We start from the raw sequence: 12,877 nt of genomic DNA, 5'->3' as shown, positions 1-12,877 counted from the left end.
GTGCGTCTGCGCCTGATCGCGGTCGGCTCGCGCATGCCCAAGTGGGTCGAGGAAGGCTGGCATGAATATGCCAAGCGCCTGCCCCAGGAGCTGTCGCTTGAGCTGGTGGAAATCCCGCTGAACACCCGTGGCAAGAATGCCGACGTCGCCCGCCTGATTCGTCAGGAGGGCGAGGCCATGCTGAGCAAGGTGCAGCCAGGGGAACGCATCGTCACCCTGGAGGTCCATGGCAAGCCCTGGAGCACCGAGCAGCTGGCCACCGAGCTGGACCGCTGGCGGCTGGACTCGCGCACGGTGAACTTGATGGTGGGCGGCCCGGAAGGGCTGGCGCCGGAGGTCTGCGCGCGCGCCGAGCAACGTTGGTCGCTGTCGCCGCTGACCCTGCCGCACCCGTTGGTAAGGATACTCATCGGCGAGCAGATCTACCGCGCCTGGACCGTGTTGTCCGGGCATCCGTACCACAAATGAGCCTGTAAGCCGCCCGATGTCGCAGCCGATCCGTCTGAAGGACCACGAGAAAGACGCCCGCCTGGTGCGTAACCGCGTCGTTGTCGGCGCGGTGGCGGTGATGCTGCTCATCTGTGTGTTGGTCGCGCGGCTGTATTACCTGCAGATCATCCAGTACGACTATCACTCCACGCTGTCGGAAAACAACCGGGTGCACGTGCAGCCGATTCCGCCAACCCGTGGCCTGATCTTCGACCGCAACGGGGTGATCGTCGCCGACAACCGGCCAAGCTTCAGCCTGTCGATGACCCGCGAACGTGCGGGTAACTGGCAGGAAGTGCTGGATACCATCGTCGAAGTGCTGGAACTGACCGCCGACGACCGCGCCCTGTTCGAAAAACGCATGAAGCAGGGCCGCCGGCCGTTCGAGCCGGTGCCGATCCTGTTCGAGCTGAACGAAGAGCAGATCGCCCGGGTAGCCGTGAACCAGTTCCGCCTGCCGGGGGTGGAGGTGGTCGCCCAGCTGGTGCGCCACTACCCACAAGGCGCGCATTTTGCCCATTCGGTCGGTTATGTCGGGCGCATCAACGAAAAAGAGCTCAAGACCCTCGACCCGGTCAACTACAGCGGCACCCACCATATCGGCAAGACCGGCATCGAGCGTTTCTACGAGCCCGAGCTGCATGGCCAGGTGGGGTACGAGGAAGTAGAAACCAACGCCCGTGGCCGTGTGCTGCGAGTGCTCAAGCGCACCGACCCGAAGCCGGGCAAGGACATCATCCTGAGCCTGGACATCAAGCTGCAGGAGGCCGCCGAGGCCGCCCTGGGCGGGCGCCGTGGCGCGGTGGTGGCGCTCGACCCGCGCACCGGCGAAGTGCTGGCGATGGTCAGCCAGCCAAGCTTCGACCCCAACCTGTTCGTGACCGGCATCAGCTTCAAGGCCTATGCCGAGCTGCGCGACTCGATCGACCGGCCACTGTTCAACCGCGTCCTGCGCGGCCTGTACCCGCCGGGCTCGACCATCAAGCCAGCAGTGGCCATCGCCGGCCTGGACAGCGGCGTGGTCAACGCCAGCAGCCGGGTGTTCGACCCGGGCTATTACCAGTTGCCCAATTACGACCACAAGTACCGTAACTGGAACCGCACCGGTGATGGCTGGGTCGACCTGGACACCGCGATCATGCGTTCCAACGACACCTACTTCTACGACCTGGCCCACAAGATGGGCATCGACCGGCTGTCCAGCTACATGAACCGGTTCGGCATCGGCCAGAAGGTGGCCCTGGACATGTTCGAGGAATCGCCCGGGCTGATGCCGTCGCGCGAATGGAAACGCGCCACCCGGCGCCAGGCCTGGTTCCCGGGGGAAACCCTGATCCTTGGCATCGGCCAGGGCTACATGCAGGCCACGCCACTGCAGCTGGCCCAGGCCACCGCGCTGATCGCCAACAAGGGCGTGTGGAACCGCCCGCACCTGGCCAAGACCATCGAAGGCCAGCCACCGGTGGACCCCAACCCCATGGAAAACATCGTCCTGCGTGACAAGTCCGACTGGGCCAAGGTCACCCATGGCATGGAACAGGTGATGCACAACGCCCGCGGCACCGCCCGCAAGGCCGCCACCGGCGCCCAGTACCGCATTGCCGGCAAGAGCGGCACCGCCCAGGTGGTGGCGATCAAGCAAGGCGAGAAATACGACCGCAACAAACTTCAGGAGCGCCACCGCGACCACGCGCTGTTCGTTGCCTTCGCCCCGGCCGACGATCCGAAGATCGTGGTTTCGGTGATGGTCGAGAACGGTGAGTCCGGCTCGGGCGTTGCCGCCCCCGTGGTGCGGCAGATCATGGACGCCTGGCTGCTCGACGAGAACGGCCGGCTCAAGCCTGAATTCGCTCCTGCCACCGTCGCCCAGGAAACGGCTCCGTGAAAAACAATTTCGATCGCATGCTCTCCAGCGAGGACGTGATGCGGCGGCGCGCCAGCTTTCTGCAGCGCATCCACATCGACGGCCCCTTGCTGGTCATCCTGCTGACCCTTGCGGCCGGCAGCCTGTTCGTACTTTATTCGGCCAGCGGCAAGAACTGGGACCTGCTGCTCAAGCAGGCCACCTCGTTCGGCATCGGCCTGGTGTCGATGTTCGTCATCGCCCAGCTGGAGCCGCGCTTCATGGCGCGCTGGGTGCCCCTGGCGTACCTGGTGGGGGTGTTCCTGCTGGTGGTGGTGGACGTCATGGGCCACAACGCCATGGGCGCCACACGCTGGATCAACATCCCCGGGGTGATTCGCTTCCAGCCCTCGGAATTTCTCAAGATCATCATGCCGGCGACCATCGCCTGGTACCTGTCCAAGCGCACCTTGCCGCCGCACCTGAAACATGTGGCAATCAGCCTAGTGTTGATCGGCGTGCCGTTCATTCTTATCGTGCGCCAGCCGGACCTGGGTACGGCCTTGCTGATTCTGGCCTCCGGTGCGTTCGTGCTGTTCATGGGCGGGCTGCGCTGGCGCTGGATCCTCAGCGTGCTGGCGGCCACCGTGCCGGTGGCGGTGGCGATGTGGTTCTTCGTGATGCACGACTACCAGAAGCAGCGGGTACTGACCTTCCTCGACCCGGAAAGCGACCCGTTGGGCACCGGTTGGAACATCATCCAGTCCAAGGCGGCCATCGGCTCCGGCGGGGTGTTCGGCAAGGGCTGGCTGCTCGGCACCCAGTCGCATCTGGACTTTCTGCCCGAAAGCCACACCGACTTCATCATCGCCGTGCTCGGCGAGGAGTTCGGCCTGGTTGGTATCTGCCTGCTGTTGATCGTCTACCTGCTGCTGATCGGCCGCGGACTGATGATTACCGCGCAGGCGCAAACCCTGTTCGGCAAGCTGCTCGCGGGCAGCCTGACCATGACTTTCTTTGTGTACGTGTTCGTCAATATCGGTATGGTCAGCGGCCTTCTGCCCGTGGTGGGCGTGCCGCTGCCCTTCATCAGCTATGGCGGAACATCGTTGGTGACGCTGTTGTCAGCGTTTGGCGTTCTGATGTCGATCCATACGCACCGCAAGTGGATTGCACAGGTTTGAAAAAGGTGAAGAATTTCATGCAAGCAGTGCGTAACTGGGCTGCCCGTTGTGCGCCGTGGGTCGGCGCGGTGGGCCTGTTCGGCGCTGTACAACTGGCCCATGCCGGCGATTACGACGGCTCGCCACAGGTGGCCGAGTTCATCGGCCAGATGAGCCGCGACTATGGCTTTGCCAGCGAGCAGCTGCAGGGCGTGTTCCACGAGGTGCAGCGCAAGCAGTCGATCCTCGATGCTATCTCGCGCCCGGCCGAGCGGGTCAAGCCGTGGAAGGAATACCGGCCGATGTTCATCACCGACGCGCGCATCGCCCGTGGTGTGGACTTCTGGCGCCAGCATGAAGCCGTGCTGGCCCGGGCTGAGCAGGAATATGGCGTGCCGGCCCAGTACATCGTGGCGATCATCGGCGTGGAGACGTTCTTTGGCCGCAACACCGGCAACTACCGGGTAATGGATGCCTTGTCGACCCTGGCGTTCGACTACCCGCCGCGTGCCGAATTCTTCCGCAAGGAACTGCGCGAGTACCTGCTGCTGGCCCGTGAGGAACAGCTCGACCCGCTCACCCTGAAAGGTTCCTACGCCGGTGCCATGGGCCTGCCGCAGTTCATGCCAAGCAGTTTCCGCAACTATGCGGTGGACTTCGACGCTGACGGCCATATCAACATCTGGAACAACCCCGACGATGCCATCGGCAGCGTGGCCAGCTACTTCAAGCGCCATGGCTGGGTGGCCGGCGAGGGCGTGGTCAGCCGCGCCCAGGTCAGTGGCCCGCGGGCCGACGAGGGCCTGACCAGCGGCATTGAACCGGTGAAAACGGTCGGGGAGTTGCGGGCGCTGGGCTGGTCGGGCCATGATGCGTTGCGCGATGATCTGCCGGTGACCGCCTTCCGCCTGGAAGGTGACAACGGCCCCGAGTACTGGATGGGCCTGAAGAACTTCTACGCGATCACTCGCTACAACCGCAGCGTGATGTATGCCATGGCGGTGCATCAGCTTGCCGAACAGCTGGTCCAAGTACGGGGCATCAAGTAATGCGCGCAATGTTCTCTGCCAACACCTTGAAGCTGCTGACCTGCATGACCGTGGGCATGCTGCTGGTCAGCTGTTCCTCCAGCCGCCCGACCTCCCAGGGCGGCGGCAATGCCGTGCGCTCCCAGCCGGGCCTGGACATCAACCGGGCGCACAAGGACGGCGCGCCGTGGTGGGACGTGGACGTCAACAAGATCCCCGACGCCACGCCGACCGTGCACACCGGGGCCTACAAGGCCAACCCGTACACCGTGCTGGGCAAGACCTACTACCCAATGCAGGACGCGCGCAACTACCGCGCCGAGGGCACCGCGTCGTGGTACGGCACCAAGTTCCACGGGCAGAACACCGCCAACGGCGAGCTCTATGACCTGTACGGCATGAGCGCGGCGCACAAGACCCTGCCGCTGCCGGCTTACGTTCGGGTGACCAACCTGGCCAACGGGCGCAGCGTGATCCTGCGGGTCAATGACCGTGGCCCGTTCTATTCCGACCGCATCATCGACCTGTCCTACGCGGCGGCGAAGAAACTGGGCTACGCCGAGATCGGCACCGCCCATGTGCGCGTGGAAGGCATCGACCCGCAACAGTGGTGGGCACAGAAGGGCCAGCAGCCGCCGCTGATGCTCAAGGAGCCACAGGTCGCCCAGACCCAGGCGATCCCGGCCAGCACCGGGCGCGTCGAGCAGTGGACGCCACCGCCGCAGCAGCACGCAGCGCCGGTGGTGCCGGTGCAGGTGGCCGGCGGCAGCGTACCGGCTGGCGGTGCCGGCAATGTCCTGCAGGTGGGCGCCTTCGCCAACCCCGATGCCGCCGAACTGCTGCGCTCCAAGCTCAGCACCATGGTCAGCGCGCCGGTGTTCATCAGCTCGATCGTGCGCAACCAGCAGACCCTGCACCGCGTGCGCCTGGGGCCGTTCAACAGCCAGGGTGAAATCCAGCAGGCACAGAACAGCATTCGCCTGGCGAACCTTGGGCAGGCCAAGCTGGTCACAGCTGACTGACGGTTCATGTGGGAGCGGCCTTGTGTCGCGAAAGGGGTGCGCAGCGCCCCCAGGGCTGCAGCTTCGCAGCCGACATCACCGGGGCTGCTGCGCAGCCCTTTCGCGACACAAGGCCGCTCCCACGGAACAACACCAAACTGTCGGTTTTGTCATGAATTGTCGAACGCGGGCATGTACACTGTTCGCTTTTGCCCGTAGCGACATCAGGTCGCACTTTGCGGGCCAGGCCTGCGGCCACTAAAACTAGACTGACTGGCGCTGGGCACACGATGTGGCCCAGGGAACATCAGACCATTAGCGATTTTCGAGAGACGGATGAACATCACCAACCTTGCCAAACGACTTTGCCTGCCCGTACTGCTGATGCTCACGCCCGCTGCCTTCGCGGCGGAGCAGATGATGCCTGCACCTCCGCAGCTGGCTGCCAAGTCCTACGTACTCATGGACGCGTCCAGCGGCAACGTGCTGGTCGAGAACAACGGTGACGAGCGCCTGCCACCGGCCAGCCTGACCAAGCTGATGACCGCCTACATCGCCACCGTCGACATTCGTCGTGGTCAGATCGGCGAGAACGACCCGGTCACCGTCAGCGAGAACGCCTGGCGCACCGGCGGTTCGCGCATGTTCATCAAGGTCGGTAGCCAGGTTACCGTCAGCGACCTGCTGCACGGCATCATCATCCAGTCGGGCAACGACGCCTCGGTCGCCCTGTCCGAGCACATCGCCGGCAGCGAAGACGCCTTCGCCGACATGATGAACAAGACCGCTGCCGAACTGGGCATGTCCAACAGCCACTTCATGAACCCGACCGGCCTGCCGAACCCGGAGCACTACTCCTCGGCCCACGACATGGCCCTGCTGGCCCGCGCGATCATCAACATCGACCCGGCCCACTACGCCATCTACTCGCAGAAAGAGTTCTTCTGGAACAACATCAAGCAGCCTAACCGCAACTTGCTGCTGTGGCGTGACAAGACCGTCGACGGTCTGAAAACCGGCCACACCGAAGAAGCCGGCTACTGCATGGTGGCATCGGCCGTGCGTGACGGTCAGCGCCTGATCGCCGTGGTGTTCGGCACCAACAGCGAGCAAGCCCGCGCCGCCGAAACCCAGAAGCTGCTGACCTACGGTTTCCGCTTCTTCGAAACCCAGACCTTCTACCAGAAGGGCACCGAGCTGACCCAGGCACCGGTATGGAAGGGCGCCACTGGCCAAGTCAAGGCTGGCCTGGCCGACGACCTGACCATGACTATGCCTAAAGGCCAATTGAAGCGCCTGCAGGCTTCGATGACCATGAACCCGCAGCTCACCGCACCAATCGCCAAAGGTGACGTGATCGGCAAAGTGGAAGTCAAACTGGACGAGCAAGTGGTTCACAGCGCCGACCTGATCGCCCTCGACGGCGTTGAGGAAGGTGGTTTCTTCCGCCGTATGTGGGATAGCATCCGTCTGTTCTTCTACGGGTTGTTCAACTGATACGTGACCTGCACGCCCCCGTAACTCCTGCGGGGGCGCTGTTGTTGCCACGCCTTACGAGGGCGTTTGCGCCATGAGCGAACCTGACGTCAAGTCGCACAAAATCGAATTCCCCTGCGCCGATTACCCGATCAAGGTCATCGGCGATACCGTTGTCGGCTTCAAGGACACGGTCATCGAAATCCTCAGCAAGCACGCCAAGGTCGACCTTTCCACCCTGGCCGAGCGCCAGAGCAAGGAAGGCAAGTACACCACCGTGCAACTGCACATCGTGGCCGAAAGCGAAAACCAGCTGCACGACATCAACAGTGCCCTGCGTGCCACCGGCATCGTGAAAATGGTGCTGTGATGTCCCTTTGCCTCGGTGTTCGCGAGCTTGGCCTGCAGCCCTATGAACCGGTGCTGGAGGCCATGCGTCGCTTCACCGAGCAGCGTAGCCCGGACAGCCAGGATGAAATCTGGCTGGTCGAGCACCCCGCGGTCTTCACCCAGGGCCAGGCCGGCAAGGCCGAGCACCTGCTGGTGCCGGGCGACATCCCGGTGGTGCAGACCGACCGCGGCGGCCAGGTGACCTACCATGGCCCCGGGCAGTTGGTGGCCTACCTGCTGCTGGACGTACGCCGCCTGGGCTTTGGCGTGCGCGAACTGGTCAGCCGCATCGAGCGCACGCTGATCGACCTGCTCGCCAGCTACGGCGTGGTTGCCGTGGCCAAGCCCGATGCGCCGGGTGTCTATGTCGACGGAGCGAAAATCGCCTCCCTCGGCCTGCGAATCCGCAACGGCCGTTCTTTCCACGGCCTTGCTCTGAACGTGGACATGGACCTTGCGCCATTCCGCCGAATCAACCCCTGTGGGTATGCGGGGCTGGCCATGACCCAGCTGCGCGACCTGGCAGGCCCGATCGAACTCGACGAGGTCAGGACAAGGCTGCGCGGACAGCTGGTCAAGCACCTCGACTATGCTGAGCAGACGACCCTCATGGGCGGAATCGACTGAATATGACAACTGTGCAAGAAGCCGTGCCGAACCTGATACCCACCCAGGATATCACCCCGCGCCCCGCGCCGAAGAAGGTGGAAGCTGGGGTAAAACTGCGTGGCGCCGAAAAGGTCGCGCGCATTCCGGTGAAGATCATCCCCACCGAAGAACTGCCGAAAAAACCCGACTGGATTCGCGTGCGCATTCCGGTTTCCCCGGAAGTCGACCGTATCAAGCAACTGCTGCGCAAGCACAAGCTGCACAGCGTGTGCGAGGAAGCGTCCTGCCCGAACCTGGGTGAGTGCTTCTCCGGTGGTACCGCCACCTTCATGATCATGGGCGACATCTGTACCCGTCGCTGCCCATTCTGCGACGTCGGCCACGGCCGGCCGAAGCCGCTGGACCTGGACGAGCCGAAGAACCTGGCCGTGGCCATCGCCGACCTGCGCCTGAAGTATGTGGTGATCACCTCGGTTGACCGCGACGACCTGCGCGACGGTGGTGCCCAGCACTTTGCCGACTGCATCCGCGAAATCCGCGCGCTGTCGCCAGGCGTGCAGCTGGAAACCCTGGTGCCGGACTACCGTGGCCGTATGGACGTGGCGCTGGAAATCACCGCGCAAGAGCCGCCGGATGTGTTCAACCACAACCTGGAAACCGTACCGCGCCTGTACAAGGCTGCGCGTCCAGGGTCGGACTACGACTGGTCGCTGGACCTGCTGCAGAAGTTCAAGCAAATGGTACCGCACGTGCCGACCAAGTCCGGCCTGATGCTGGGCCTGGGCGAAACCGACGAGGAAGTGATCGAGGTGATGCACCGCATGCGCGAGCACGACATCGACATGCTGACCCTCGGCCAGTACCTGCAGCCGTCGCGTAGCCACCTGCCAGTGCAGCGTTTCGTCCACCCGGACACCTTCGCCTGGTTCGCCGAGGAAGGTTACAAGATGGGCTTCAAGAACGTGGCCTCCGGCCCGCTGGTGCGTTCGTCGTACCACGCCGACCAGCAAGCCCACGAAGCCAAGATCAAGCTCTGATCCTGGCGTGAGCCGAACATGCCGATGCGCGCTGTAAGGCGGCATCGGCATTTTTGTTTTTGCCGTTTCACCAAGGAGCCACGATGAATTGCGCCGAACCCCTTGAATCCCGTTTGCCCAGGGCGCTATCGGGCAACGCCTGCTTCGCCATCGTCGCCCCGGCAGGCCCGGCGCGGCTGGATGCGCAGAGGGCCAGCCAGTGGTTCAGCGAACGGGGCTGCCGCTGCCAGGTGTACCCGGGCGCGCAGCAGGCCGAGGGCTACCTGGCAGGGAGCGATGAACAGCGGCTGCAGGACCTGCATGCCGCCTTTGCCGATTCCGCTATCGACGCGATCCTGTGCATGCGTGGGGGCTATGGCAGCATGCGCCTGCTGGATCGCCTCGACTTCGACCTGATCCGCCGCCACCCCAAGCCGCTGATCGGCTACAGCGACATCACCGCGTTGCACATGGCGCTCTACCGGCATGCCGGGTTGATTACCTTCCACGGCGCGATGCTCAACGCCGACCTGTTGGGCGGTAAGCTGCAGCCCACCGAGGCGTCGTTGCTGGCGCAACTGGGCGGGCAGGTGGGGGAGGGTGATGCCATCGCCCACCCGGCCGAGTTCGCCCTGCAGTGCGTGGTGCCCGGGGTGGCCAGCGGGCGTTTGCTGGGGGGGAACCTGTCGATGCTGGGGGCGACCATGGGTACCTTGGCGGAAATCGACACCCAGGGGTGCATCCTGTTCATCGAGGACGTCAACGAGCCGCTGTACCGGGTGGACCGGTTGCTGACCCAGCTGCGCCTGGCGGGCAAGCTGCAAGGGGTGAAGGGTGTGCTGGTGGGGGATTTTGCCGGGATTACCGTTGCGGCGCTGACGCCGTTGCTGGAGCAGACCTTTGCGCCGTTGGGGGTGCCGGTGCTGGCCGGGTGGCGCAGTGGGCATTGTGATCCGAATGTGTGTTTGCCGCTGGGGGCGGTGGTTCGGCTTGATAGCCGGGCGCAGACATTGGTTTTGGGGCAGGGTTTGTTCAAGGGTTGAGACGCTGGGGCTGCTTTGCAGCCAATCGCGACTTGGCAGTCGCTCCTACCGGGGGGGAATCGCGTTCATTCCTCCTGTAGGAGCGACTGCCAAGTCGCGATGGGCCGCAGAGCGGCCCCAGGGTTATCAGCGAGCCCGCAAGCTCTCAAGCAACTTGTGGGTCGGATACCCATCCGCCGGCCACCCCAGCCCCTGCTGGGCATTGCGAATCGCCTTGCGGGTATTGGCCCCGATAATGCCATCGGCATTGCCCGCGTCATGCCCGCTGGCATTGAGCAAATTCTGCAGCTCCATCCGCTCGCTGCGGCTTAGCGGCAAATCTTCCTTCGGCCAGCTCCCGGCGATGAAGCCCCACCCCGAGAATCGATCGCCCAGCAAGCTCACCGCCAAGGCATAGGACGACGAATTGTTGTACTTGAGGATCGCGCGGAAGTTGTCCAGCACCAGGAACGCAGGGCCCCGGGCACCTGCCGGCAGCAGCAGGGCCGCCGACAGCTGGTTGCTGCCTGCTGGCAACTGGGTGCCCGCCGGCAGCTTCACGCCCAACTGCAGCCACTCGCTCACCGGCTTGCGCAGCGAGCCATCGGCCAGCCAGTAATCGAAGCCTGCCGGCACCTGCACCTCGAAGCCCCAGGGTTGGCCATGTTTCCAGCCCGAGCTTTGCAGGTAGTGCGCGGTCGAGGCCAGGGCGTCTGGCGTGCTGTTCCAGATGTCGCGGCGGCCGTCACCGTCGAAGTCCACCGCGTGGGTGTTGTAGGTGGTGGGAATGAACTGAGTCTGGCCCATCGCACCGGCCCAGGAGCCACGCATGGCCTCGGGCTGGATATCGCCGTGCTGAATGATCTGCAGGGCGGCGATCAGTTGGTCCTGGGCGAATTGCGGGCGGCGGCCTTCGTAGGCCAGGGTCGCCAGTGAGCGAATCACCGACTTGTTGCCCTGGAACTGGCCGAAGTTGCTCTCCATGCCCCACACCGCGACCAAGGCCTGGCGATCGACGCCATAGCGCTGCTCGATGCGCGTCAGCAGTTCAGCATTCTGCTCCAGCAATTTCTTGCCGTTGCGCACGCGCAGGGGCGAGAGGGCGCCGTCCAGGTATTCCCACACCGGGCGGGTGAATTCTGGCTGGCTGCGGTCGGCCTTGATCACGTCCATGTCCGGGGTCACGCCCAGGAATGCGCGGTCGAAGGTGCTCGGGGTAATGCCGGCCTGCAGCGCCAGCTGGCGGAAGTTGGCCTGCCATTGGGCGAAGGTTTGCAGGGGCTGGATGTCAGTGCTGACGTCGGGCGTGGCGCTGGGCAGGGTCACGACCGGGGCGGGCTGGGCAGGGGCCAGCGGCAGGGCGTCGGCGGCGGTGGGTTTCTCCGCGCAGGCGACGAGCAGGATGAAGCTGGAGGCCGCGAGCAACTGGCGGGAATTCCAACGGGGGAGAAGACTCAAGAGCATGCACAGATCCAGAATTGCAGGTCAGATGCCGACCATACCACGCCTGCGCTTGCGATGCTTTCATGCCGCCAAAAAGTAAGAAGCCTCCCAATCTCTCGATTGGAAGGCTTCGCGGCGGTAGCTGCCTTTGCCCTTGTTTGGTTGTTCCTGGCGGCAGCGGAACAGCGGTTGGGCGATGATTGACTTGGCCTTGTTGGGGCCGTGCTTTTTCGGTTTTTTGCTCATGGCGGCGTTCCCGATTGGGGTGGATTTCGCGGCGCACTTTAGGCCTTAGGGGTGGGTAGGGCCAATTGATTGTGTTTATGAGCAGAATCCCTGTTATTCCGGGGGCAACACCAGCCGTTGCCCGGCCATCAGCAGCGCCAGGCGCGACAACCCGGTCCAGGGTGACCCTTCGGCCTGCCCCTTGATCTGCGCATCGATTCGCTGGGCATCCTGCAGCAACTGCGCCCAGCGCTGCGCCGAAAGGCGCTGCAACGCCTTGCTGACCAGTGGCCGACGCTTGTCCCACACCGGCGGGCGGGCCTGGCTGAAGGCTTTGTCCAGCGGCACGCCCTGGGCAAACTGCTGGGCAAGCCCTGCCAGCAAGCGCAGCTCGCGGGCCAGCGCCCAGAGAATCACCGGCGGCTCCACACCCTCGCCACGCAAGCCTTCAAGCATGCGCAGGGCATGCGCGGCCTCGCCATTGAGAATGGCATCGACCAGCCCGAACACGTCGAAGCGGGCACTGTCGGCCACTGCCGACTGCACCGTTTCCACGGTGATCTGGTTGCCTTCGGCAAGCAACTTGAGCTTTTCGATTTCCTGGGCGGCAGCCAGCAGGTTGCCCTCGACCCGTGCGGCGATCAGGTCGACCGCGTCGCGCTGGGCCGAGAGGCCAGCCTGGGACAGGCGCTGGTTGATCCATTGCGGCAGCTGCTGGGCATCCACCGGCCAGATCTGGATGAACTGGCAATGGGCACCTTCGATCAGCGCCTTGCCCCACTTGGTTTTTTGCGCACTGCCATCGAGCTTGGGCAGGCTGACCAGCAACAGGGTGTCTTCGGCGGGATTGGCGCAGTATTCCATCAAGGCCGCAGCGCCCTTGTCGCCGGGCTTGCCCGATGGCAGGCGCAGTTCCAGCAAGCGCCGCTGGGCGAACAGCGACAGGCTGGCCCCGGCCTGGAGCAGGGTGCCCCAGTCGAAGTTGGCGTCGGCGCTGAACACCTGGCGTTCATCGAAGCCCTGCTGGCGTGCCGCGTTGCGAATGGCGTCGGCGGCTTCCTGGCACAGCAGCGGGTCGTCGCCGCTGACCACGTAGACCGGTGCCAGGGCGCCTTGCAGGTGTTTGTTGAGTTGGGCGGGAGCGAGCTTCATGGGAGCAGGCGGGGCACCGA

The 12,877-nt window shown here is 64.3% G+C and carries 13 protein-coding genes; 10 read left to right on the top strand and 3 right to left on the bottom strand.

What is annotated here, in order from left to right; all coding sequences use genetic code 11:
- From rlmH to F3J44_RS15365, 10 genes are all read left to right on the top strand, one after another.
- Window positions 1-468 (top strand): 23S rRNA (pseudouridine(1915)-N(3))-methyltransferase RlmH, encoded by a 468-nt coding sequence (rlmH, locus tag F3J44_RS15410; protein ID WP_008090421.1) that lies wholly within the window; start codon window positions 1-3, stop codon window positions 466-468.
- Between the two features lie 16 nt (window positions 469-484).
- Complete coding sequence (mrdA, locus tag F3J44_RS15405) at window positions 485-2,374, top strand: penicillin-binding protein 2 (RefSeq protein WP_167273865.1); 1,890 nt, start codon at window positions 485-487, stop codon at window positions 2,372-2,374.
- Window positions 2,371-3,516: a rod shape-determining protein RodA gene (gene rodA / locus F3J44_RS15400; RefSeq protein WP_370526375.1), complete on the top strand. Its 1,146-nt coding sequence runs from the start codon at window positions 2,371-2,373 to the stop codon at window positions 3,514-3,516. Before mrdA ends, rodA begins: the two co-directional genes overlap by 4 nt.
- A gap of 17 nt (window positions 3,517-3,533) precedes the next feature.
- On the top strand, window positions 3,534-4,544 hold the full coding sequence (gene mltB, locus F3J44_RS15395) for a lytic murein transglycosylase B (protein ID WP_167273862.1): 1,011 nt from the start codon (window positions 3,534-3,536) through the stop codon (window positions 4,542-4,544).
- 8 nt (window positions 4,545-4,552) lie between these two features.
- Window positions 4,553-5,545 (top strand): septal ring lytic transglycosylase RlpA family protein, encoded by a 993-nt coding sequence (locus F3J44_RS15390; RefSeq protein ID WP_205299911.1) that lies wholly within the window; start codon window positions 4,553-4,555, stop codon window positions 5,543-5,545.
- A 315-nt stretch (window positions 5,546-5,860) separates the two neighbouring features.
- Window positions 5,861-7,021, top strand: coding sequence for a D-alanyl-D-alanine carboxypeptidase family protein (locus tag F3J44_RS15385; RefSeq protein ID WP_167063382.1), 1,161 nt, complete (start codon window positions 5,861-5,863; stop codon window positions 7,019-7,021).
- A 73-nt stretch (window positions 7,022-7,094) separates the two neighbouring features.
- The gene (locus tag F3J44_RS15380; protein WP_009685832.1) at window positions 7,095-7,370 is read left to right on the top strand and encodes a DUF493 domain-containing protein; all 276 of its coding nucleotides are present in this window, start codon (window positions 7,095-7,097) and stop codon (window positions 7,368-7,370) included.
- A complete protein-coding gene (lipB, locus tag F3J44_RS15375; protein WP_167063385.1) occupies window positions 7,370-8,017 on the top strand; it encodes a lipoyl(octanoyl) transferase LipB in 648 nt (215 codons plus the stop codon). The genes F3J44_RS15380 and lipB overlap by 1 nt, the downstream gene beginning before the upstream one ends.
- A 2-nt stretch (window positions 8,018-8,019) precedes the next feature.
- On the top strand, window positions 8,020-9,036 hold the full coding sequence (gene lipA / locus F3J44_RS15370) for a lipoyl synthase (RefSeq protein WP_167063388.1): 1,017 nt from the start codon (window positions 8,020-8,022) through the stop codon (window positions 9,034-9,036).
- Window positions 9,037-9,119: 83 nt separating this feature from the next.
- Window positions 9,120-10,058: an LD-carboxypeptidase gene (locus F3J44_RS15365; RefSeq protein WP_167273859.1), complete on the top strand. Its 939-nt coding sequence runs from the start codon at window positions 9,120-9,122 to the stop codon at window positions 10,056-10,058.
- A gap of 126 nt (window positions 10,059-10,184) precedes the next feature.
- Here the strand turns inward: F3J44_RS15365 and F3J44_RS15360 are convergent, their stop codons facing one another.
- From F3J44_RS15360 to holA, 3 genes are all read right to left on the bottom strand, one after another.
- Window positions 10,185-11,501 carry a lytic murein transglycosylase gene (locus F3J44_RS15360; RefSeq protein WP_167273856.1) on the bottom strand — a complete coding sequence of 439 codons (1,317 nt, stop codon included), beginning with the start codon at window positions 11,499-11,501 and terminating at the stop codon, window positions 10,185-10,187.
- A gap of 60 nt (window positions 11,502-11,561) precedes the next feature.
- The gene (gene arfA, locus F3J44_RS15355) at window positions 11,562-11,726 is read right to left on the bottom strand and encodes an alternative ribosome rescue factor ArfA (RefSeq protein WP_003257578.1); all 165 of its coding nucleotides are present in this window, start codon (window positions 11,724-11,726) and stop codon (window positions 11,562-11,564) included.
- 93 nt (window positions 11,727-11,819) lie between these two features.
- Complete coding sequence (holA, locus tag F3J44_RS15350) at window positions 11,820-12,857, bottom strand: DNA polymerase III subunit delta (RefSeq protein WP_167063400.1); 1,038 nt, start codon at window positions 12,855-12,857, stop codon at window positions 11,820-11,822.
- Between the last annotated feature and the right edge of the window lie 20 nt (window positions 12,858-12,877).

Origin of the sequence: Pantoea sp. Tr-811 (assembly GCF_011752535.1) — a bacterium.
In the GTDB taxonomy this organism is placed as follows: Bacteria; Pseudomonadota; Gammaproteobacteria; order Pseudomonadales; family Pseudomonadaceae; genus Aquipseudomonas.
This window is presented reverse-complemented; position numbering and strand designations above follow the sequence as displayed.

Bases quoted from the DNA above. Each gene is read 5' to 3' on its own strand.
- lipB (WP_167063385.1), top strand. From the start codon at position 7,370: ATGTCCCTTTGCCTCGGTGTTCGCGAGCTTGGCCTGCAGCCCTATGAA.
- F3J44_RS15380 (WP_009685832.1), top strand. From the start codon at position 7,095: ATGAGCGAACCTGACGTCAAGTCGCACAAAATCGAATTCCCCTGCGCC.
- F3J44_RS15360 (WP_167273856.1), bottom strand. From the start codon at position 11,501: ATGCTCTTGAGTCTTCTCCCCCGTTGGAATTCCCGCCAGTTGCTCGCG.
- lipA (WP_167063388.1), top strand. From the start codon at position 8,020: ATGACAACTGTGCAAGAAGCCGTGCCGAACCTGATACCCACCCAGGAT.
- mrdA (WP_167273865.1), top strand. From the start codon at position 485: ATGTCGCAGCCGATCCGTCTGAAGGACCACGAGAAAGACGCCCGCCTG.
- mltB (WP_167273862.1), top strand. From the start codon at position 3,534: ATGCAAGCAGTGCGTAACTGGGCTGCCCGTTGTGCGCCGTGGGTCGGC.
- F3J44_RS15390 (WP_205299911.1), top strand. From the start codon at position 4,553: ATGTTCTCTGCCAACACCTTGAAGCTGCTGACCTGCATGACCGTGGGC.
- F3J44_RS15365 (WP_167273859.1), top strand. From the start codon at position 9,120: ATGAATTGCGCCGAACCCCTTGAATCCCGTTTGCCCAGGGCGCTATCG.
- arfA (WP_003257578.1), bottom strand. From the start codon at position 11,726: ATGAGCAAAAAACCGAAAAAGCACGGCCCCAACAAGGCCAAGTCAATC.
- F3J44_RS15385 (WP_167063382.1), top strand. From the start codon at position 5,861: ATGAACATCACCAACCTTGCCAAACGACTTTGCCTGCCCGTACTGCTG.
- holA (WP_167063400.1), bottom strand. From the start codon at position 12,857: ATGAAGCTCGCTCCCGCCCAACTCAACAAACACCTGCAAGGCGCCCTG.